The 19,862-nt window shown below is 71.3% G+C and carries 19 protein-coding genes and 1 tRNA gene; 12 read left to right on the forward strand and 8 right to left on the reverse strand.

Annotated features, from left to right (window positions below):
- Positions 1-59 precede the first annotated feature (59 nt).
- Together ssb and FHY02_RS12445 are read left to right on the forward strand one after the other, a co-directional pair.
- Complete coding sequence (gene ssb / locus FHY02_RS12440; RefSeq protein ID WP_183922473.1) at positions 60-635, forward strand: single-stranded DNA-binding protein; 576 nt, start codon at positions 60-62, stop codon at positions 633-635.
- A gap of 182 nt (positions 636-817) precedes the next feature.
- On the forward strand, positions 818-1,399 hold the full coding sequence (locus tag FHY02_RS12445; RefSeq protein ID WP_183922475.1) for a DUF4142 domain-containing protein: 582 nt from the start codon (positions 818-820) through the stop codon (positions 1,397-1,399).
- 231 nt (positions 1,400-1,630) lie between these two features.
- On the opposite strand, the gene FHY02_RS12450 is transcribed toward FHY02_RS12445, so the two are convergent.
- Positions 1,631-2,695, reverse strand: a complete 1,065-nt coding sequence (locus FHY02_RS12450; protein WP_183922477.1) for a spore photoproduct lyase family protein — start codon at positions 2,693-2,695, stop codon at positions 1,631-1,633.
- A gap of 237 nt (positions 2,696-2,932) precedes the next feature.
- Here FHY02_RS12450 and FHY02_RS12455 point away from each other — a divergent pair, with 237 nt between their 5' ends.
- The 4 genes from FHY02_RS12455 to FHY02_RS12470 all read left to right on the forward strand — a co-directional run bounded on the left by FHY02_RS12455 (position 2,933) and on the right by FHY02_RS12470 (position 9,381).
- A complete protein-coding gene (locus FHY02_RS12455) occupies positions 2,933-3,493 on the forward strand; it encodes an FxDxF family PEP-CTERM protein (RefSeq protein WP_183922479.1) in 561 nt (186 codons plus the stop codon).
- A gap of 229 nt (positions 3,494-3,722) precedes the next feature.
- Complete coding sequence (locus FHY02_RS12460; RefSeq protein WP_183922481.1) at positions 3,723-5,390, forward strand: carboxylesterase/lipase family protein; 1,668 nt, start codon at positions 3,723-3,725, stop codon at positions 5,388-5,390.
- A 93-nt stretch (positions 5,391-5,483) separates the two neighbouring features.
- Positions 5,484-7,418, forward strand: a complete 1,935-nt coding sequence (locus FHY02_RS12465) for a glycoside hydrolase family 127 protein (protein WP_183922483.1) — start codon at positions 5,484-5,486, stop codon at positions 7,416-7,418.
- A gap of 481 nt (positions 7,419-7,899) precedes the next feature.
- Entirely contained in the window at positions 7,900-9,381 is a 1,482-nt protein-coding gene (locus tag FHY02_RS12470) for a PAS domain-containing protein (protein ID WP_311731834.1), read from the forward strand.
- Here FHY02_RS12470 and FHY02_RS12475 read toward each other — a convergent pair.
- Genes FHY02_RS12475 through FHY02_RS12485 form a run of 3 tightly spaced genes read right to left on the reverse strand, consistent with a single transcriptional unit; the run spans position 9,359 to position 11,532 of the window.
- Complete coding sequence (locus tag FHY02_RS12475) at positions 9,359-9,760, reverse strand: response regulator (protein ID WP_183922485.1); 402 nt, start codon at positions 9,758-9,760, stop codon at positions 9,359-9,361. The genes FHY02_RS12470 and FHY02_RS12475 overlap by 23 nt on opposite strands.
- 45 nt (positions 9,761-9,805) lie before the next feature.
- Positions 9,806-10,405 (reverse strand): methionine biosynthesis protein MetW, encoded by a 600-nt coding sequence (gene metW / locus FHY02_RS12480; protein WP_183922487.1) that lies wholly within the window; start codon positions 10,403-10,405, stop codon positions 9,806-9,808.
- Positions 10,402-11,532 carry a homoserine O-acetyltransferase gene (locus FHY02_RS12485; protein WP_183922489.1) on the reverse strand — a complete coding sequence of 377 codons (1,131 nt, stop codon included), beginning with the start codon at positions 11,530-11,532 and terminating at the stop codon, positions 10,402-10,404. The genes metW and FHY02_RS12485 overlap by 4 nt, the downstream gene beginning before the upstream one ends.
- Before the next feature lie 103 nt (positions 11,533-11,635).
- Here FHY02_RS12485 and FHY02_RS12490 point away from each other — a divergent pair, with 103 nt between their 5' ends.
- The 3 genes from FHY02_RS12490 to FHY02_RS12500 all read left to right on the forward strand — a co-directional run bounded on the left by FHY02_RS12490 (position 11,636) and on the right by FHY02_RS12500 (position 14,574).
- Positions 11,636-12,469 carry a formate/nitrite transporter family protein gene (locus FHY02_RS12490; RefSeq protein ID WP_183922491.1) on the forward strand — a complete coding sequence of 278 codons (834 nt, stop codon included), beginning with the start codon at positions 11,636-11,638 and terminating at the stop codon, positions 12,467-12,469.
- 81 nt (positions 12,470-12,550) lie between these two features.
- The gene (gene hisC, locus FHY02_RS12495; protein ID WP_221198616.1) at positions 12,551-13,666 is read left to right on the forward strand and encodes a histidinol-phosphate transaminase; all 1,116 of its coding nucleotides are present in this window, start codon (positions 12,551-12,553) and stop codon (positions 13,664-13,666) included.
- Positions 13,666-14,574: a prephenate/arogenate dehydrogenase family protein gene (locus FHY02_RS12500; protein ID WP_183922494.1), complete on the forward strand. Its 909-nt coding sequence runs from the start codon at positions 13,666-13,668 to the stop codon at positions 14,572-14,574. Before hisC ends, FHY02_RS12500 begins: the two co-directional genes overlap by 1 nt.
- Before the next feature lie 140 nt (positions 14,575-14,714).
- On the opposite strand, the gene FHY02_RS12505 is transcribed toward FHY02_RS12500, so the two are convergent.
- From FHY02_RS12505 to ftsE, 4 genes are read right to left on the reverse strand one after another with little or no spacing between them, the layout of a single operon-like run.
- On the reverse strand, positions 14,715-15,422 hold the full coding sequence (locus tag FHY02_RS12505; RefSeq protein ID WP_183922496.1) for a 1-acyl-sn-glycerol-3-phosphate acyltransferase: 708 nt from the start codon (positions 15,420-15,422) through the stop codon (positions 14,715-14,717).
- Complete coding sequence (locus FHY02_RS12510; RefSeq protein WP_183922498.1) at positions 15,419-15,958, reverse strand: YdcF family protein; 540 nt, start codon at positions 15,956-15,958, stop codon at positions 15,419-15,421. Before FHY02_RS12510 ends, FHY02_RS12505 begins: the two co-directional genes overlap by 4 nt.
- Complete coding sequence (locus tag FHY02_RS12515) at positions 15,955-16,827, reverse strand: permease (protein WP_183922500.1); 873 nt, start codon at positions 16,825-16,827, stop codon at positions 15,955-15,957. Before FHY02_RS12515 ends, FHY02_RS12510 begins: the two co-directional genes overlap by 4 nt.
- Positions 16,824-17,534, reverse strand: a complete 711-nt coding sequence (gene ftsE, locus FHY02_RS12520; RefSeq protein ID WP_183922969.1) for a cell division ATP-binding protein FtsE — start codon at positions 17,532-17,534, stop codon at positions 16,824-16,826. Before ftsE ends, FHY02_RS12515 begins: the two co-directional genes overlap by 4 nt.
- A gap of 143 nt (positions 17,535-17,677) precedes the next feature.
- On the opposite strand from ftsE, the gene FHY02_RS12525 reads away from it, so the two are divergent.
- The 3 genes from FHY02_RS12525 (at position 17,678) to FHY02_RS12535 (ending at position 19,852) form a co-directional block, all read left to right on the forward strand.
- Complete coding sequence (locus FHY02_RS12525) at positions 17,678-18,505, forward strand: zinc-ribbon domain-containing protein (protein WP_183922502.1); 828 nt, start codon at positions 17,678-17,680, stop codon at positions 18,503-18,505.
- Between the two features lie 92 nt (positions 18,506-18,597).
- Positions 18,598-18,684 (forward strand) — tRNA-Leu (locus FHY02_RS12530).
- A gap of 112 nt (positions 18,685-18,796) precedes the next feature.
- Positions 18,797-19,852 (forward strand): type III polyketide synthase, encoded by a 1,056-nt coding sequence (locus FHY02_RS12535; protein WP_183922504.1) that lies wholly within the window; start codon positions 18,797-18,799, stop codon positions 19,850-19,852.
- Positions 19,853-19,862 lie beyond the last annotated feature (10 nt).

Consider the following 19,862-nt stretch of genomic DNA (forward strand, 5'->3'; position numbering starts at 1 on the left):
CGCCGGCGTGGCCGGCACTCACCAGCAGGCGCCGGCGGTACCGGCGCGCAGAGGATTCGATGGCAGGCAGCGTCAACAAGGTCATTCTCGTCGGCAATCTCGGGCGCGACCCCGAGTCGCGCTCGTTCCAGAACGGCGGCAAGGTGGTGAACCTCCGCATCGCCACGTCCGAATCGTGGAAGGATCGCAACACCGGCGAGCGCAAGGAGAAGACCGAGTGGCACTCGGTCGCGATCTTCAACGAGGGGCTCGCCAACGTCGCCGAGCGCTTCCTGCGCAAGGGCAGCAAGGTCTATATCGAGGGCCAGCTGCAGACGCGTAAGTGGCAGGACCAGCAGGGCAACGACAAATATTCCACCGAGGTGGTGCTGCAGGGCTTCAACTCGGTGCTGACGATGCTCGACGGGCCGCAGGGTAGCGGCGGTGGCGGCGGTGCCCGCGACGATTTCGGCGGCGGTGACGACTTCGGCGGCGGCGGCGGCGGACGCGGCGGTTCGCGCGGCGGTGGTGGCTTCGGCGGCGGCGCGGGCGGCGGTGCCGGCGCTGGTGGCGGAAGCGGTAGCAGCGGCAGCCGGGGCGGTGGCAACTTCGGGGGCGGCTTCGCAGACGACCTGGACGACGACGTGCCCTTCTGATGCGAGGTCGCTCTAGGATCTGAAGCAGGGGCGTCGGTGCCGAGGCAGACCGCGAGGCTTGCTGAGATGGTGTTGGCGTGGCTCCACGATACCGCTGTTAAGCACCGGCGATCGGGTCTGTTTCCGGAACGTTGCGCGCGCGCAGGCGCTTACGCCGAGACGATTCGGAGAGGACCGACATGATGAGCCTTCGTACGACGATACTCGCCGCCACCGCCGTGCTGGCGCTCGGCGCATGCAGCCGCGGGAACGACACGACGCAGGCCGGCGCGGCGAACGGCAGCGACCTCGGCGCGACCGGGATGGCGACCGCCACGCCGACCGCTGCCGCGCCAGCCGCCGCCGGTCAGAGCTTCGCCAACACCGCGGCCGCCAGCGACGCGTTCGAGATCGAGACCTCGCGGCTGGCGCTCACCAACGCTTCCTCGCCGGCGGTCAAGCGCTTCGCCAAGGCGATGATCGACGCGCACGAGGCCTCCACCGCCAAGCTGAAGACCGTCACCGCCGGACTGTCGCCCGCGATCCAGCCGGTCGCGACGCTCAGCGCCGAGCAGCAGCAGACGGTGGAGAGCCTGCGCGCCGCCAAGGGCAGCGCGTTCGACAGCGCCTATGCCGCGGCGCAGTCGGCGGCGCACCAGCAGACGCTCGACGTGCTCAAGGCCTATGCCGCCTCGGGTGACGTGCCCGCGCTCAAGACGTTCGCGCAGGATCTGGTACCGACCGTTACCGCGCATCTCAACATGGCCAAGGGGCTCAAGGTCTAAGTCACGACTCGCGCGGGTGATCCCCGCGTCGCCGCCGGGCGCCCGCTCGGCTACGCCGCGTGCGATCACCGCCGCCTCCTGAGCGATCGGCGCTCCGGCGATCGCACTCCCGGACCCCGATGGAGCGCGCTAGGACTTGCGGCGTGGCGCGCTCCTTGGGAGGTGGCGCCCGGCGCCGTCGCTTGACGTTGAAGACGTCTATTCGCCGCCTGCGCTCATCCCGACGGGAGGTCAGAAAGCGTAGCGCACCGTGCAATAGGGCAGGGCTTCGCCCAGCCAGGCGAGGAAGCGATCGAGCCACTGCCGCTTCCATGTCGCCTTGTAGCGCAGGTTACGCATCCCCGACTGGCTCCACTTGCGCTCCTGCAGGTCGGGTCGCCAGAGCCATTCCTCCGCGCGCGGGTGCCACAGCAGATTGAGGTCGTGCAGCCCCTCATTGTGGGTGAGGAAGATCACCTCGCACTTCAGCTGCGCCCGCGCCGTCGGGGAGAGCGCGGCGTCGAGCTCGGCGAAGAGCGCCTTCCAGTCGGCTTCCCACCCCTCGTGGACGATCACGGGGGAGAAGTTGACGTGCACCTCGTAGCCCGCGTCGACGAAGTCGTTGATCGCGGCGATGCGCTCGCTCATCGCCGACGTGCGCACGTCGACCACCTTGGCGATCGTCTCGGGCATCAGGCTGAAGCGCACGCGGGTGCGACCCTGCGGGTCGTAGTCGAGCAGGTCGCGATTGACGAACTTGGTCGCGAACGAGCCCTTGGCGTTGGGGATGTCGCGGAACGCGGCGACGAGATCGCGCACATTGTCCGACAGTGACGCGTCGATCGAGAGGTCGCCGTTCTCGCCCAGGTCATAGACCCAGTCGACCGGGTCGATGCTGTCGGGGGCGGGCTTGGGGCCCAGCCTGGCGGCATGGCGCCCGATCGCCCGCGCGATCGCGTCGACGTTGACGAAGATGCTGATCGGATTGGCATAGCCCTTCCGGCGGCCGACATAACAATAGGCGCATGCCATCGCGCAGCCGTTCGACGAAGATGGCGCGATGAAGTCCGCCGAACGCCCGTTCGGCCGCATCGACAGGCCCTTCTTGACGCCGAGCACGAGGACGTCGCGCTTGACCCGCAACCAGTCCTCCGCGAGCGCGGGATCGGACAGCGCATCGATTTTCCAGTGGCTCGGCACCTCGATCTGTTCGGCATCGGGGAAACGGGCCAGCACGTCGCGCCCGCGCGCGAACTCCCGCACCGCCGGCTCCAGGTAGATCAGCCTCGGGTCAATAAGCGTGCGGGGCAGTGCCATGCGGGCGATATGGGGTGCCGTCGCGCCCGCACCATGCGCCTCGCCCGCGGTGAGACACGCATCACGCGATCACGCCGGCGGACCCGAGGCGATCGCGACCGTGCTTTTGAAGCCGCAGTGGCGCAGAAAGAAGCGACATAAGTTATTATTTAGTTAACCTTTCGCGAGGCGACTGGCAGGGACGCCGCTCCGCGGCCGAGCGCCGCGTCCTGCTGACGTGACGTAAGAGGAATCCGTATGAAGAATCTCGTGGCTATCGCCCTGGTGGCAGCCGCCTCGACCGGTGCGGCCTCCTCGGCCGCCGCCGCCACCTTCCCGGTGGGCTCGCGCAACTTCAAGGCGACTCCGGGCGCCGGCGGCTCCTTCTCGGGCGCCTTCTTCAACCGCGGCATCCGCGCGGGGGCGTTCACCGACACCTTCACCTTCACCTTGCCGACCGACGGCCTGGGCAGCGGCACGGTGACGACCAGCGTGACCGACCTCGGCTCGGTCAGCGACGTCGATTTTACCTCGGTGTTCATCAACGGCGTCGCCGCCGAGATCACGCGCACCGCCGGCGGCGCCTTCGAGGTCGCCTTCGTCAACAACGTGCCGATCGTCGCGGGTGAGCTGAACCGCCTCGTCGTCAACGGCATCTCGCGCGGCAACGGTGCCTATGGCGGCCAGGCGACGTTCGCGCCGCTGAGCTCGGCGGTACCTGAGCCCGCCACCTGGGCGATGATGATCATGGGCTTCGGCGTGGTCGGCTACGCGATGCGCCGCCGCCGCGTGACCTTCCGCCCGCGTCAGGCCGTCTGATCGAGCGGCTTCCGCCACTCATCGACCTGCTCGGGGGAGGGGCGCTTCAACGGCGCCCCTCCCCCTCGTCGTTTCGGCGGCTCGGTTGCGGGCGACACGTCGCCCGGGCGGGTCGTCGGCCGGGATCGTTCCACTCCGTCTCCGCCACCACTTGACGGCATGCCACCGCTTCCGCAGGCTGATGGTAACGATACCACCACGTCGGATGGCGGCCAAGAGAGAAGCGGAGATGACGCTACCACGTGTCACGATGGACCGGCGCGCGGCGCTGCTGGGCGGGGCGGCCGCCGGTGCCGCCCTTTCCGTCCGCGCGGAGGCCGCGACGCCGCGGCGGGACGATGCCGTTGCCGCCCGCTGTACCACGCCGCGGAGCGCGATCGCGCGCACCCGCTATGGCCCGGTGCGCGGCTACGTCTCCGACGACGTGCTGGTCTTCAAGGGCATCCCGTATGGCGACGACACCGGCGGCGGCAATCGCTGGCTGCCGGCCAAGCCGCCGACGCCGTGGCAGGACGCCTATCCCGCCCTCGCCTACGGTGCCAACTGCCCCCAGACGCCGCACAGCTTCCGCGCCAAGGAGCATACCTTCCTGCAGCAATGGACCGACGGCTTCCAGGGCGAGGACATGCTCAAGCTCAACGTCTGGACACCGTCGCTGAGCGGCAGCCGACCGGTGATGGTCTATTTCCACGGCGGCGGCTTCAGCTTCGGTTCCTCCTACGAGCTCGCCTCGCACGACGGGGCGCAGATGGCACGCCATCACGACGTGGTGCAGGTGACGATCAATCACCGGCTCAACGTGCTCGGCTTCCTCGACATGACCGAGGTCGGCGGCAGCGCGTACGAGGGGTCGGTCAACGTCGGCATGACCGACTGCGTCGCCGCGCTGCGCTGGGTGCAGGAGAACATCGCCGGCTTCGGCGGCGATCCCGACAAGGTGATGATCTACGGCCAGTCCGGCGGCGGATCGAAGGTCACCACGCTGCTCGGCATGCCCTCGACCCGCGGCATGGTCCACCGCGCCGCGATCCAGTCGGGCGGCGGCGGCAACATTCCCGGCCGCGACCAGTCGCGCGACTACGCCCGGCGCGTGGTGAAGGAGCTGGGCGTCGGCCCGCGCGACCTCGCGGCGTTGCAAGCGATGCCGTGGCAACGCCTGTTCGACGCGAGCAACAAGGTGGCGGGCGAGATCAACGGCCCGATGCGTCGCTCGTTCTGGTTCGCCATGGGTCCGGGTGCGGCGCCGCGCGTGGGCTGGGGCCCGACGCTCGACGAGGCGACGGTCACGCTGCGCTCGTTCCACGACGCCGCGCCGGAGCAGGCGCGCGACGTGCCGCTGCTGATCGGCTCGGTCAGCGAGGAGGGCATGTCGTACAGCTCCAACCCCAGCGAGGCGGAGTGGCGCGCGTCGCTTGCGAAGGATCTCGGCGCCGGAAAGGCGGACGCGCTGATCGCCGCGATGAGGCGCGCGCAGCCGAACAAGAGCATCCGGACGCTCTCCTACGGCGTGGGCGGCTACGCGCAGCGCAACAACGTGCAGCGCATGGTCAAGCTGCGCCACGACGCGGGCGGTGCGCCCGCCTACCAATATTGGTTCACCTGGCAGTCGCCCCAGCTCGACGGCCAGTGCGGCGCCTGGCACACCGCCGAGCTCGCCTTCTGCTTCGACAACACCGCGCTGTGCGATCAGGGGACCGGCAACACGCCGGCCGCCCGCGCGCTGGCGCGCCGGACCGCGACGGCCTGGGCGCAGTTCGCCCGCACGGGCAACCCCAGCCAGCCCGGCCTGGCCTGGGAGGCGACCGACCCGAACCGCTGCCAGACCATGATCCTCGACGATCACTGCCGCATGGCGGACGATCCGGACGGCGACGTGCGCCGGGTGCTGCTCGCCTGAGCGACAGGGCAGATGGACGTCACGGACGCCTTCGTGCGACGAGGGTGATCGTGGGGCGGTATTCGCGAACGAGCGGCAGGACGGAGCGCTAGGATGATCGACGTCAGAACCACGCGCGCGCTCTCGCGACGCCACTTCCTCACCAGTGCGGCGGTGCTGCCGCTGGCGGTACCCGCCCTCGATGCCGACGCGGCGCCGCTCGCGGCGGCCGTCCCGGACCGGCTTCGTGCCTTTGACCTGCGCGACGTCGATCTCGCGGACGGTCCCTTCCTCCACGCGCAACGGATGACCGAGGCCTATCTGCTGCGGCTCGAACCCGACCGGCTGCTCCACAATTTTCGCGTGAACGCCGGGCTGGCGGCGAAGGCACCGGTCTACGGCGGGTGGGAGTCCGAGCCGACCTGGGCCGACATCAACTGCCACGGCCACACGCTCGGCCATTATCTCACCGCCTGCGCGCTGGCGTGGCGCTCGACCGGTGACGCGCGCTTCCGCGCGCGGGTCGACTATATCGCGGACGAGCTCGCCGCCTGCCAGCGAGCCTCGGACAGCGGCCTGGTCTGCGCCTTCCCCAAGGGGCCGGCGCTCGTGGCGGCGCACCTGCGCGGCGAGCCGATCACGGGCGTGCCCTGGTACACGCTGCACAAGATCTTCGCCGGGCTGCGCGACGCGGCGCTGCTGGCGGACAGCCAGCGCGCCCGCGCGGTGCTGATCCGGTTCGCCGACTGGGCGGTGGTGGCGACGCGTCCGCTGTCGGACCAGCAGTTCGAGGCCATGCTCGAGACCGAGCATGGCGGCATGAACGAGATCTTCGCCGACCTCTATCTGATGACCGGCAACGCCGATTACCGCACCCTGGCGCAGCGCTTCTCGCACAAGGCGATCCTGGAGCCGCTGGCGCGCCAGCGCGATCACCTCGACGGGCTCCACGCCAACACGCAGATCCCCAAGGTCATCGGCTTCGACCGAGTCTATGCCGCCACCGGCGAGACGCGCTACCGCGACGCCGCCGCCTTCTTCTGGCGCACGGTCGCGCACACGCGCTCGTTCGCGACCGGGGGGCACGGCGACAACGAGCATTTCTTTCCTATGGCCGCCTTCGCCGAGCACGTCTTCTCCGCCAAGGGATCGGAGACGTGCTGCCAGCACAACATGCTGCGGCTGACGCGCGCGCTGTTCCTCCAGGAGCCCAGCGCCGATTACGCCGACTTCTACGAGCGCGTGCTGTACAACGGCATCCTCGCCTCGCAGGACCCGGACAGCGGCATGGCGACCTATTTCCAGGGCGCCCGCCCCGGCTATATGAAATTGTACCACACGCCCGAGGCTTCCTTCTGGTGCTGCACCGGCACGGGCATGGAGAACCACGTCAAATACCGCGACTCGATCTACTTCCACGACGATCGCTCGCTCTACGTGAACCTCTTCATCCCCTCCGCCGTGCGCTGGACCGAGCGGCAGGCGACGCTGACCCAGACCACCAGCTTCCCGGAGCAGCCCGGGACCGCGCTGCGCTGGACGCTCGCGGCCCCGACCGAGCTGACGCTCCAGCTGCGCCACCCGCGCTGGAGCCGCGAGGCGACCGTGCGGGTGAACGGGCGCGAGGTCATGCGCTCGCGCGCGCCGGGGCGCTATCTCGCGCTGACGCGGACCTGGCGCGACGGCGACCGCGTCGAGCTACGCCTCGCGATGGACGTGACGGTGGAGGAGGCGCCGGCGGCGCCGGGCATCGCCGCGATCCTGTACGGGCCGCTGGTAATGGCGGGCGCGCTGGGAAGCGACGGTCTCGCCCCGGGCGCCGACATCGTGGTCAACGAGCGCCGCTACGGCAGCTACAACGATGCCCCGTTCACCGCACCGACGCTCGCCGGCGACGCCACGTCGCTCGCCCGGGCAGTGCGGCCCACGGGGACTCCGCTGGAGTTCACCATCACGTCGGCGGATCGTCGCGAGGTCCGCCTCATCCCCTATCACCGCATCGCGCACGAGCGTTACGCGACGTACTGGCAGCTGAGTGACCCGTCGTAGCGCTTCCGTCCCCGCCGACGCGGGGGCGCCGTCGCGCGCCTCGCGACGCTCGCGCGGGCTCAGCGGATGTTTTTCCGCCGGTCTCAGGTCAGGGTCGGCGACGAGTCCAGCCGCTTCGGACTGAAACGCGGCAGCTCGGGCAATACAGACCAGGCGCCGTACAATATCGACGGCTGCGGCGTTTTCCCGCAACGAGCGTTGAAGAGAATGGTTGTCACCCGCGGAACGCTCGATAGGTGTTTTCCGGCGTGATAGCGTGACAGATAATCTCTAAGATTGTGACCAAGCCGATGCTTTATCTCTATGATCTAACAGCAGAAATCGGCGACATTTCCGTCCTTCACCGCAGTTCGTCGGTCTAGGTGCGAGCGTCGTGAGCCAGCAACGCGTGGACTCGTCGCCTGGCGGCGCGATCGAGCCCGGGGGGGCCGGGCTCGCCACGCGCGGCTGGCGGATCGACGAGGCGCGGCGCCGCGCCACGATCGACTCGCTCCATCTCGCTTCGCTGCGGCGCTCGGCCGCGCTGCGCCAGATCACCGACTTCGCCGCACAGCTGTGCGCCGCACCGGTGGCGCTGATCACGCTGATCGAGGAGGCCGACCAGACCTTCCTCGCGTCAACCGGTACCGACATGGAGGGGACCAAGCGCTCCGAGTCCTTCTGCGCGCACGCGATGTGGGAGGAGGACGTGACCGTCTTCCCCGATCTGACCGCGGACGAGCGCTTCCTCGGCAACCCCTTGCTGCGCGACCCCGGCGTGCGCTTCTACGCCGGGATGCCGCTGGTGGCGGACGACGGCGTCCCGCTCGGCGCGCTGTGCGTGCTCGACATGGTGCCGCGCCCGGACGGGCTGACGGCGTTGCAGCGCGACGGTCTGCGCGTGCTCGCCGCCAATGTCATGGCGCGGCTGCGCGGCTCACGCGACGACGCGGCGTGGCGCGAGGCCGCGGGCGAGGCACGACGCGCCGCCGCCGAGAGCGAGACGCGCTTCCGCACGCTGGCAGACACGATGCCGCAGATGGTGTGGTCGACGCTGCCCGACGGCTATCACGATTATTACAACGCGCGCTGGTACGAGTTCACCGGCATGCCCGAGGGCACGACGGACGGCGACGAATGGAACGGCATGTTCCACCCCGACGACCAGGCGCGCGCCTGGGCGGTGTGGCGCCACTCGCTCGAGACCGGCGAGGCTTATCAGATCGAGTATCGGCTGCGTTACGCCGACGGCACCTACCGCTGGGTGCTCGGCCGCGCGCTGCCGATCCGCGACCGCCACGGCGCGATCACGCGCTGGTTCGGCACCTGCACCGACATTCACGAGCAGAAGCTGGCGCTCGAGGAGCGTGAGGTGGTGAGCCAGGAGCTGAGCCACCGAATCAAGAACATCTTCTCGGTGATCTCGGGGCTGATCCACTTCGCCGCGCGTGCGCATCCCGAGCTGGCGACCGTCGCCAACGACCTGCGCCAGCGCATCATTGCGCTGGGCCGCGCGCATGATTTCGTCCGCCCGCACAGCAACGAGTCGCGACCGCATCTCGCGCAGGACAGCCTCCACGGCCTGCTCACCGAGCTGTTCGCGCCCTATCAGCGCGCGCCGGGCGAGCGGATCACGATCAGCGGCGACGACGTCGCGGTCGACGATCGCGCCGCCACGCCGCTGGCGCTGCTGTTCCACGAGCTCGCCACCAACGCGAGCAAATATGGTGCGCTGTCGGCTGAGCACGGCCGTATCGACCTCGCGGTGGCGCGCCGCGACGGCACGGTGCGGCTCGACTGGCGCGAGCGCGACGGTCCAATCCTCGACTCCCCCCCGCCGGGCGGCGGCTTCGGCAGCCAGCTGATCGAGCTCAGCGCGGTGCGTCAGCTCGGCGGCGCGGTGACGCGCACCTGGCATCCGGACGGGCTGGAGCTGGTGGTGATGGTGCCGCTGCCCGCGTTCAGCCGCGCCGCGGCCACCTGACGAACTCGGGCGGCGTCGCGGCATCGACCGGCGCCATCTCGGTCGCGGTCAGCGCCGCGCTGAGGATCGCCTCATCGTTGAAGGGTTTGCGTATATAGCCGAGCGCGCTGCCGGGGTCGGTGATCTGGCCGGGGTTGGCGGTGACGAACACCACCTTGACGCCGTGCTCGCGCGCGATCCGCTCGGCGATCACGGGACCGGTCGCGCCATCGCGCAGATTGACGTCGACGAAGGCGAACTGACAGCCCGGCGCGGCGCGATAGGCGCTCTCCGCATCCGCCGCGATCGCGGCGACGACGAATCCCGCGTCCTCGAGGATCCGCTCGAGGTCGAGCGCGACGAAGATCTCGTCCTCCACGATGAGCGCGGTCTGGGGCATGACGTCGCTTCGATGACTCCGCTGGTTGGCTCGGGTTAACCCCGATCAATCGGCGGGGTTCCGACGCAGCAGGAATACCGCATGCTCGGCGAGGAAGTTCGCCGCCGCGCCGCCGGTGCGCTTGTCGCCCGAGAGGAACCAGGCAGCTTCGGTGGCCACCCCGCGCTCGGCGAGATGCGCGCGGAAATCGTCCACGGTGAGGTGGTGGATGTTGGGCGTGTCGTACCAGCGCTCGGGCAGCAGCCGCGTCACCGGCATCCGCCCGCCCCACAGCAGCGAAAGCCGCACCCGCCAGTGCGCGAAATTGGGGAAGCTGACGAAGGCGTGGCGCCCGATCCGCAGCAGTTCGTCGAGCACGCGGTCGGGCGCGCGCGCGGTCTGGAGCGTCTGGCTCAGGATGGCATAGTCGAAGCTCTGGTCGGGGTAGCCGGCGAGGTCGGTGTCGGCGTCGCCCTGGATCACCGACAGACCGCGCGACACCGCCGCGGCGACGTTGCGCGGGTCGAGCTCGAGCCCGCGCGCGTCCACCCCCTTGGTGTCGCGCAGCGCTTTCATCAGCTCGCCGTCGCCGCAGCCGACGTCGAGCACGCGCGCGCCCGGCGGAACATGCGCGGCGATGATCGCGAGATCGGGGCGCAGGCTCATGCGCCGGTCCCGAGGAAGCCGCCGATCACGCGGTCGAGCTCGGGCGAGTCGAGCAGGAAGGCGTCGTGGCCATAGGGGCTGGAGAGCTCGACGAAGCTGGCGGGCGCGCGCGCCGCCACCAGCGCCTGGACGATCGCACGTGATTCGGCGGTGGGGTACAGCCAGTCGGTGTCGAAGCTGACGAGGCAGAAGCGTGCGCGCGCGGCGCGGAAGGCGTGCGCGAGCAGCCCGCCATGCTCCTCGGCGAGGTCGAAATAGTCCATCGCGCGGGTGATGTAGAGGTAGGAATTGGCGTCGAACCGGTCGGTGAAGGCCAGTCCCTGATGGCGCAGGTAGCTCTCCACCTGAAAATCGGCGTCGAAGCCGAACGACTTCTGCTCGCGCGCCTGGAGGCGGCGGCCGAACTTCTCGGTCAGCCCCGCCTCGGAGAGATAAGTGATGTGTGCCGCCATGCGCGCCACGGCCAGCCCGGCGGCAGGGGGCGCGCCGTCGTAATAGTCACCGTTCTGCCAGTTCGGGTCGGCCATGATCGCCTGGCGCCCGACCTCGTGGAAGGCGATGTTCTGCGCGGTGTGCCGCGCGGTGGACGCGATGACCAGACAGGCGTCGAGCCGCTCCGGGAAGGTCGCCGCCCAGCTCAGCGCCTGCATCCCGCCCATCGATCCGCCCACCACGGCGGCGAGCTTGGCCACGCCGAGATGATCGAGCAGCAGCGCCTGTGCGCGCACCATGTCGCGGATCGTGATGACCGGGAAGGCCATCGCATAGGGCCGGCCGGTGCCCGCGTCGGTACTCGCCGGACCGGACGTGCCCATGCAGCTGCCCAGCACGTTGGCGCAGATCACGAAGAAACGGTCGGTGTCGATCGGGCGACCCGGGCCGACCATGCGCTGCCACCAGCCCGGCTTGCCGGTGCGCGGATGCGCCGAGGCGACGTGATGGTCGCCGGTGAGCGCGTGGCAGATCAGCAGCGCGTTGCCGCCATCGGGCGCGAGCGTGCCATAGGTCTCATAGGCGATCTCGACCGGCGCGAGCAAAGCGCCGCCGTCGAGCCGCAGTGGCCCCGGCAGCACGACGTGGCGCGACAGGCCGAAGCGCTGGTCCAGCGAGGAGGGCGTGGTGAGCATCGGGCAGCCGCTTTACCCGCGCCGCCCCGCCCAAGTCGAGCCGGACCCGCGCGCGCCTGCGCCGCGTTGGCGTCGAGCGTCAGCCCGACGCGGGAGGCCCTTCATGGCGGACGACGCCGAGGCGCGCGAGCGCGACATCGACCTCGATCCTGACGAGCGCGCGGCGGTGAAGCAGCGTCAGGCGGCCAGCCCGCGCGTGATTCACGAGGTGATCCGCCGTGCCGGCGACGAGGAGCTGGAACGGCCGAGCTGGTCGCTGGTCTGGTCGGGGCTCGCCGGCGGGGTCGCGATCAGCGCCTCGATCCTGGGAAAGTCGCTGATCGCGCGCGACCTGCCCGAGGCAGGCTGGACGCCGCTGGTGACCAGCGTCGGCTACACGCTCGGCTTCCTCGTCGTGATCCTCGGGCGGCTCCAGCTCTTCACCGAGAGCACGTTGTCGGCGGTGATCCCGGTGGCGACCCATCCCAGCCTCGGCAATCTCGCGCGGCTGCTGCGGCTATGGGCGCTGGTGCTCGGCACCAACCTGCTCGGCACGCTCCTGATCGCGGGGCTGGTCCACTATCGCCTGATCGGCTCGCCCGAGGGCGGCGCGGCGATGCTGGAGACGTCGCGCGAGCTGCTCGCGCATGATTTCTGGGCGACGCTGCGGCTCGGCATCCCCGCCGGCTTCCTGATCGCGGCGGTGCCCTGGGCGTTGCCCTCGTCGCGCGGTCAGGAATTCTGGGTGGTGTTCGTCCTCACCTATTTCATCGCGCTGGGCGGTTTCGCGCATGTCGTCGCCGGCTCGGGCGAGGCATGGCTGCTCGCCTTCGCGGGCGAGGTGAGCTTCGCACAGGCGCTCGTCGGGCTGATCCTGCCGGCGCTGATCGGCAACGTGATCGGCGGCACCGGGCTGTTCGCGCTGCTCGCGCACGCGCAGGTGCGGCAGGAGCTGTGACGCCCCGCCCTCTTCCCCAGCCGCCTCACACCCGCTACCCGATCGCACATGAGTGATGCGCCGCGCCCCAAGTCCTGGATCATGGACATCGCCCCCTACGTCCCGGGGCGTTCCACCACCGATGACGGGCGCACGGTCGCCAAGCTCAGCTCGAACGAGAACCCGCTCGGCACCTCGCCCGCCGCGCGCGCCGCTTTCGCCTCCGCCGCCGACTCGCTCGAGCGCTATCCCGACGCCAGCGGCGCGATCGTGCGCGAGGCGATCGCGGCGCGCTTCGGGCTCGATTCCGCGCGGATCATCTACGGCAACGGCTCGGACGAGATCCTCCACCTCGCCGCGGGCGCTTTCGCCGGGCCGGGCGACGAGGTCATCTTCGTCCGCTACGGCTTCGCGGTGTACGAGATCGCGGCGCGGCGCGTCGGCGCCACCCCGGTGATCGCGCCCGACCGCGACTATGCCACCGACGTCGACTCGATCCTCGCCTGCGTCAGCGAGCGGACCCGCGTCGTCTATGTCGCCAACCCCAACAACCCGACCGGCACCTTCGCGCCGCGCGCCGAGATCGCGCGCCTCCACGCCGCGCTGCCGCGGACCGTGCTGCTGGTGCTCGACCAGGCCTATGCCGAATATCTCGCCGACCACGACGACGACGGCGGGCTCGAGCTCGCCGCGACCGTACCCAACGTGCTGGTGACGCGCACCTTCTCCAAGATCCACGGGCTCGCCGCGGAGCGCATCGGCTGGGGCTACGCGCACGCCGACATTGTCCAGGCGCTGCACCGCATCCGGCTGCCGTTCAACATCACCATCGGCGGCCAGCGCGCCGCGGTCGCCGCGATCCAGGATCGCGCGTTCGTCGAGCACACCCGCGCGCACAACGCCACATGGCGCGCCTGGTTCGCCGACGAGATCGCCAAGCTCGGCAACGGCGGACTGCGCGCGATCCCGAGCGAGGCCAATTTCGTGCTGGTCGTGTTCGAGGGCGCGCTGACCGCGGAGACGGCCTACAAGGGACTGATGGACGCGGGCTATATCGTCCGCTGGTTGCCGGGCCAGGGGCTCGCGCAGGGGCTGCGCATCACCATCGGCACCGAGGAGGAGACGCGCGGCGTCGCCGCGGCGCTGCGTGCGCTGGTCGAGCGCGACACCGCGCCCGCGCACGCCGAGGCGGCCGACGCCGGGATCGAGCGCGGCTGATGCTGCCGTTCAGCCGCGTGTCGGTCATCGGGCTCGGGCTGATCGGCTCGTCCGTGGCGCGCGCGGTGCGCCAGTATCTGCCGACCGTGCGGCTCACCGGACATGACGCCAGCGCCGCGGTGCGTGAGACCGCGCGCCGGATCGACCTGGTCGACGACGTCGCCGACAGCGCCGCCGCGGCGGTGACCGACGCCGATCTCGTCATCCTGTGCGTGCCGGTCGGCGCCATGGCCGCGGTCGCCGCCGAGATCGCGGAGGAGCTGCCCGCCGACGCGATCGTCAGCGACGTCGGCAGCTGCAAGACCGCGGTGGCGCAGGCGCTGGCCGCGGTGCTGCCGCCCGAGCGCGTCGTGCCCGCCCACCCGGTGGCGGGAACCGAGCAGAGCGGCCCGGAGGCGGGCTTCGCCTCGCTGTTCCGCGGGCGCTGGTGCATCGTCACCCCGCTCGCCGAGAGTGACCCGCTCGCGGTCGCGCGGGTCGAGGAATTCTGGCACCGGCTCGGCGCCGATGTCGAGCGGATGGCGCCCGAGCACCACGACCGTGTGCTGGCGGTGACGAGCCACCTGCCGCACCTGATCGCCTATACGATCGTCGGCACCGCGGACGATCTCGGCCAGGTGACCGAGTCGGAGGTGATCAAATTCTCGGCCGGCGGCTTCCGTGACTTCACCCGCATCGCCGCGTCGGACCCGGTGATGTGGCGCGACGTCTTCCTCGCCAACAAGGAGGCGGTGCTGGAGATGCTGCAGCGCTTCAGCGAGGATCTCAGCCAGCTGCAACGCGCGATCCGCTGGGGTGACGGCGACGCGCTGTGCGACCGTTTCGCGCGAACGCGCGCGATCCGCCGCTCGATCGTCGACCAGGGACAGGACGACGCCGCCGCCGACTTCGGGCGCCGGCACGACTGAGGAGGCTTTCTCCCGCAGACTGGCGTCCTGCTGGACTCGTTGCAGCATCCACCGGCCCGCGAGCGCTCCGGCGCCCAGGTATGCGGCACTGAGGATCCTGAGACGAGCTCAGGATGCCGCCAAACGGCTAAGATCGACGTCTAGGCCTCACCCGCACTCGCATCCCCCGCGTTCAGCGCGTTGATCGCGGCGTGCACGCGCGCCTCGATCTCGCGGCGCGGCAGCCCCGGCGGGATCGGCTCGCCCAGCCGGATCGTCACCTCTCCCGGCGTTACCGTGCCGCGGCGCAGTCCCAGCCGGCCGCTGTCGAGCGCGATCGGCACCACCGGATAGCCCAGCGCCTTGTACAGTCCCGCGAAGCCTGAGCGCAGTGGCGGCGCCTCGCCGTGCGGCACGCGCGTCCCCTCGGGATAGACGATCACCGATCGCCGTGCCTCGCGCGCCACCTTGGCGTCGCGCACCAGCTGGCGCAGCGCCGCGGCGGACGCGTCGCGATCGACCGGGATCCCGCCGTAGACCCGCGTCGCCCAGCCCCAGAAGGGGATGTTCCACAGCTCGCGCTTGAGCACCACCGCCGGGCCGCGCAGCAGCGGCTGCAGCTCCACCGTCTCGTACATCGCCTCGTGCTTGGCGGCATAGAGCACCGGGCCCGCGGGCAGCTCGCCCTCGAAGCGCGTGCGCACGCCGAGCAGAGCGCGCGCCGCCCAGCGATGATAGGCCGACCAGACATGCGCGTATGGCACCATCGCGCGCTGTCCGAACAGCGCCACGATCGGTACCACCAGCACGATCGGCACCGAGCCGGCGTAGAACACCAGCCGGAAGAGCCAGGATCTCAGCGCGTTCACCGTCTCACCCGCTCCCACCCCAGCACCACCGCACGCAGCAGCAGCTTGTTGTATTCGTTCACCGCCTGCGCCAGCGTCGGCTCGCTCGGCACGCCCTCGACCGCGACGCTCACCGACGTGCCCAGCGCGGCGGCGAGCTCGAGCGCGGCGCGGCGCGCGTGCCAGTCGGAGGTGACCAGCCGGATCGAGCGATACCCGTGCGCCTTGACCCAGGCGGCGGTCTCCTCGGCGTTGCCGCGCGTGTCGACCGCCTCGGCACCGAGGTCGACGCAGCAGGCGAAAGTGGCGGCATGGCCGCTGATCCGCGCGAGATCGGCGCGCGTCACGCCCGGCGCGGTGCCGGTCACCAGCATGCGCCGCGCGCGTTTCTGCTCGAGCAGGTCGAGCCCGCGCGCGATCCGCCCGGCCGCGCCGGTCGGCACCACGATCGCGTCGGTGCGCAGGCTCGCGTCGGGGATGCCCGGCAGCGCCAGCATGAACAAGGCGAAGCCCAGCGCCCAGCCGAGCAGCGCGAGCGCGATCAGCCGCTTGATCACAGCGTTCGTGCCAGCGCGTGGGTGACGGTGCGGCGTGCCACCAGCGCGGCGAAGCCGACGAAGACGAACGGGAGCGCCGCGAGCACGCTCCAGCCCTGCGCGCCGAGCGCGACGATGTCGCCGAGCGCGCCGGCGCCCACGGCAAAGGCGGGGATCAGCAGCACCGCGGTCACGCCGGCGGCCGCCGTCGCGACCAGCGCGGCGGTCGCGGCATCGCGCGCGACACGGCGCTGGAACAGACCCGCCACCTGGGCATCGGTCGCGCCGAGCCCGTGCATCACAGCGATCGTGGCGCGGTGGGCCTCCAGCCCCGCCCGCGCCGCCAGCACCACCACCGCGGCGCTGGCGCCCACCATCAGCGCCGCGACCGCGGCGGCGAGGATCGATGCGACGCGGAGCAGCCGCGCCAGCGGTGCCACCGCGGCGCCGCGCGAGTCGATCACGGCGCCGGGGGCGGCGCGGCGCAGCACCGCGCGCGCGGCCGGGAGCGCGTCGTCGCCGGGCGCGAGCTCGAGATCGATCAGCTCGGGCATCGGCAGGTCGGGGTCGTCCGCCGCGCTGCCGAGCCAGGGCGCCACCAGCCTCGCCAGCTCGGCGCGCGGCACCGCGCGCGCGCGCGTCACCGCGGGCGAGGACCGCAGCGCCGCCAGCGTGCGCGCCGCCGCCGCCCCGCGCGCGGCGGGATCGGCGTCGGTGAACTGCACCGTGGCGCGTCGGCTCAGCCGCGCGCCCAACGCCGCCGCGCCGCGCCCCGCGCCGATCCCCGCCGCCGCGGCGAGCAGCGTCAGGAACAGCATGATCGCGAGCACGCCCACCATCGCGCGCGTCGCGCGCGCGGGATCGAGCACGCGGGCGATCACCGCGCTCATGCCATGCTCACGCGGGCGGGCGGGAAGCGCAGCGCGCCGGTTGGGTCGAGCAGCCGCCCGTCCGCCAGCCGCATCAGCTGCGCGCCCTTCACCTGTCGCAGCAGCTGCGGGTCGTGCGTCGCTACCACCACGGTGGTGCCGAGCCCGTTGAGTGAGGCGAACAATTGCATCAGCCGGTCGGCCATGGGCTCGTCGACGTTGCCCGTCGGTTCGTCGGCCAGCAGCAGCTCGGGCCGCCCCGCCACCGCCCGCGCGATCGCGACCCGCTGCTGCTCGCCGCCCGATAGCGTCTCCGGCAAGGCCGCGGCGCGGTGCGACAGGCCGACCCAGGCGAGCATCTCGCGCACCGCCTCGGCAACCTCGGTCTCGTCGGCCCCGGCGATGCGCAGCGGCAGCGCTATGTTGTCGGCGACGCTGAGGTGCGGCACGAGGCGGAAATCCTGGTAGACCACGCCGATGCGGCGGCGGAAGCCGGGCAGGCGCGCGCGCGGCAGCGTCACCACGTCCTCGCCGAACAGCCGGATGATGCCGCGACTGGGGCGCTGCGCGAGGTAGAGCAGGCTCAGCAGCGAGGTCTTGCCCGCGCCGCTCGCGCCGGTGAGGAAATAGAATTCGCCCGGCGCGAGCGCGAAGCTGACGTCGCGCAGCACCTCCTCGCCCTGGCCGTAGCGCAGCCCGACATTCTCGAACTGGACGATCCCCGCCACCCGGCCGCTCACCACCTCTCGCCTGCGCATCGCCCCGCCGCCATCGCACGCGTGCCCCCGCGCATCAAGCAGGTGACGGGCCGCTTGCCTCAGGTGGCTCGCACGTGCTTAGAATCGCGATCAGTTCCTGCCGGTGGCCCGCCATGATCATCGAATGTCCCGAATGTCGCGCGCGCTATCAGGTGCCGGACGGCACGGTCGGCACGACCGGCCGCACCGTGCGCTGCGCCAATTGCCGACACAGCTGGTACCAGGAGCCGCGGGACGAACCGCTCATCGACGCGTTCGACGAGAAAGAGGCGTTCGCGCCCTCCAACGCCGCGGAGCCGGAAGGCTACCCGCCCGAGCCCGAGCCCGAGCCGGCGCGCCTCCCCATCTCGCGCGTCGCCGAGCCGGACGCTGCGATGCCGCCGGCCGCTGCGCCCGCGTCGCCCCCCGCCCCGCCCCCGCTGATCGCGCCCGCTTTCGTCGAGGCCGATCCCGAGCCCTCCGCCGTGGCCGCCGGCTACGACGCCTTCGCGCATCGCCCGCCGTTCCGCCCCGAGCGCAACACCGCGCGGATGCGTACCATCGCCAGCCTTGCCGCCGGGCTGCTGATGCTCGCCGCGGTGGCGGTGATCCTGTGGACCACCGCGCCCGGCCTGGCGCAGCAGGTCGGCCTCTCGGTCGGGCCGGCCGAGCTGCCGCTGCGCATCGTCGATCACCCGATCGAGCGCCGCAAGATGGCCAACGGCTCGGAGCTGTTCGCGGTCAGCGGGCAGATCACCAACCCGTCGCCGACGCGCCAGCGGGTCCCCGACATCCGCGCCGACCTGCGCGACGCGCAGGGCAAGATCGTGTTCAGCTGGACGATCACGCCGCAGCAGCGCACGCTGCTGCCCAACGGGGCGCTCGACTTCAACTCGGCGCAGGTCGACGTCCCCGCCACGTCGAAGCGGCTCGACCTCAGCTTCGTCGGCGAGGAAAGCTGAGCCGGGCGACGAAAGCGTGTTGCCAGCCCCTCAGGGCTTTGCTAGGGGCCCGCTCCTGCCAGCCGCCGGGCATACCCCGGCGGACATCACGTGCGGTCGTGGCGGAATTGGTAGACGCGCAACGTTGAGGTCGTTGTGTCCGAAAGGACGTGGAAGTTCGAGTCTTCTCGACCGCACCACCTTCCCGCCTAGGCGCGGGAGCCGCGGGCCGGCGAGCCCGCGCGGCTCGTCCCAAGCGGGAGCAGCCGGACGTCGGCGCCGAGCGCCGCTCCCAGGCGTTACGCCCCGAGCATGACCTGTACCGCGTATCTTCACGCGATCGGCACCGCGACGCCGACGCACGACATCCACACCGCCTTCGTCGACTGGGCACGCGACCGCCTGCCTGAGCGGCCCGCGCGCGTGTTCGAGCGGATGGCCGCGCGCGCGGGCATCGCGCACCGCTGGTCGGTGCTGCCCGAGAGCGCCGGCTCGCCGGTCGCCGCGGGCGGCTTCTACGCCGCCGAGACGCTGCCCGGCACCGGCGCGCGCATGGCGTTGTACGCCGCGGCGGCCCCCACGCTCGCGCTCGCCGCGGTCGGCGCTCTGGCCGAGCAGGTCGCGCTCGACGGCGTCACGCATCTCGTCGTGGCGAGCTGCACCGGCTTCGTCGCGCCGGGCGTCGACCAGATCATCGCGCGACGGCTCGGTCTGGCGGCGACCGTCGAGCGCACCCTGATCGGCTTCATGGGCTGCTACGCCGCGGTGGTGGCGCTGCGCACCGCGCGTCATATCGTTCGCTCCGAGCCGGCGGCGCGCGTGCTGGTGGTGACCGTGGAGCTGTCGACGCTCCACCTCCAGGCGAGCGACGAACTGGAGTCGCTGCTCGCCATGCTCCAGTTCGGCGACGGTGCCGCCGCCGCGCTGGTCACCGCCGTGCCGCGCGGGCTCGCGCTCGAGCGGCCGTTCAGCGCCGCGCTGGAGGAATCGGACTCGCTGATCCGCTGGGACATCACCGACCGCGGCTTCGCGATGCATCTCTCGGGCGAAGTACCCGGCCGCCTCGGCGGCGCGCTGCGCGATCCAGCGCTGGTCGGTTCGCTCACCGGCGGCGCGACGGTGGACCGCTGGGCGGTGCATGCCGGCGGCCGCTCGATCCTCGACTCGGTCGAGCAGGCGTTGGCGCTACCCCCCGAGGCGCTCGCCGACTCGCGGGCGGTGCTGCGCGACTGCGGCAACATGTCCTCGGCGACCCTGCTCTTCGTGCTCGCGCGTGTGCTGCGCGGCGAACCGGTGCGACACGGCGTGGCGCTCGCCTTCGGACCGGGCATGGCGGCGGAGGGGATCGCCTTCCGTACCGCGCCGTGAGCGCGCCCTC

This window comes from Sphingomonas sp. BK069, from assembly GCF_014193405.1.
Classification (GTDB): domain Bacteria; phylum Pseudomonadota; class Alphaproteobacteria; order Sphingomonadales; family Sphingomonadaceae; genus Sphingomonas.

What these genes read in the sequence shown, in the direction of transcription:
- hisC (WP_221198616.1), top strand. Translation starts at nt 12,551, where the DNA reads ATGGACATCGCCCCCTACGTCCCGGGGCGTTCCACCACCGATGACGGG.
- FHY02_RS12465 (WP_183922483.1), top strand. Translation starts at nt 5,484, where the DNA reads ATGATCGACGTCAGAACCACGCGCGCGCTCTCGCGACGCCACTTCCTC.
- FHY02_RS12500 (WP_183922494.1), top strand. Translation starts at nt 13,666, where the DNA reads ATGCTGCCGTTCAGCCGCGTGTCGGTCATCGGGCTCGGGCTGATCGGC.
- FHY02_RS12445 (WP_183922475.1), top strand. Translation starts at nt 818, where the DNA reads ATGAGCCTTCGTACGACGATACTCGCCGCCACCGCCGTGCTGGCGCTC.
- FHY02_RS12475 (WP_183922485.1), bottom strand. Translation starts at nt 9,760, where the DNA reads ATGCCCCAGACCGCGCTCATCGTGGAGGACGAGATCTTCGTCGCGCTC.
- FHY02_RS12460 (WP_183922481.1), top strand. Translation starts at nt 3,723, where the DNA reads ATGACGCTACCACGTGTCACGATGGACCGGCGCGCGGCGCTGCTGGGC.
- ssb (WP_183922473.1), top strand. Translation starts at nt 60, where the DNA reads ATGGCAGGCAGCGTCAACAAGGTCATTCTCGTCGGCAATCTCGGGCGC.
- FHY02_RS12450 (WP_183922477.1), bottom strand. Translation starts at nt 2,695, where the DNA reads ATGGCACTGCCCCGCACGCTTATTGACCCGAGGCTGATCTACCTGGAG.
- FHY02_RS12515 (WP_183922500.1), bottom strand. Translation starts at nt 16,827, where the DNA reads ATGAGCGCGGTGATCGCCCGCGTGCTCGATCCCGCGCGCGCGACGCGC.
- FHY02_RS12455 (WP_183922479.1), top strand. Translation starts at nt 2,933, where the DNA reads ATGAAGAATCTCGTGGCTATCGCCCTGGTGGCAGCCGCCTCGACCGGT.
- FHY02_RS12490 (WP_183922491.1), top strand. Translation starts at nt 11,636, where the DNA reads ATGGCGGACGACGCCGAGGCGCGCGAGCGCGACATCGACCTCGATCCT.
- metW (WP_183922487.1), bottom strand. Translation starts at nt 10,405, where the DNA reads ATGAGCCTGCGCCCCGATCTCGCGATCATCGCCGCGCATGTTCCGCCG.
- FHY02_RS12525 (WP_183922502.1), top strand. Translation starts at nt 17,678, where the DNA reads ATGATCATCGAATGTCCCGAATGTCGCGCGCGCTATCAGGTGCCGGAC.
- FHY02_RS12535 (WP_183922504.1), top strand. Translation starts at nt 18,797, where the DNA reads ATGACCTGTACCGCGTATCTTCACGCGATCGGCACCGCGACGCCGACG.
- FHY02_RS12485 (WP_183922489.1), bottom strand. Translation starts at nt 11,532, where the DNA reads ATGCTCACCACGCCCTCCTCGCTGGACCAGCGCTTCGGCCTGTCGCGC.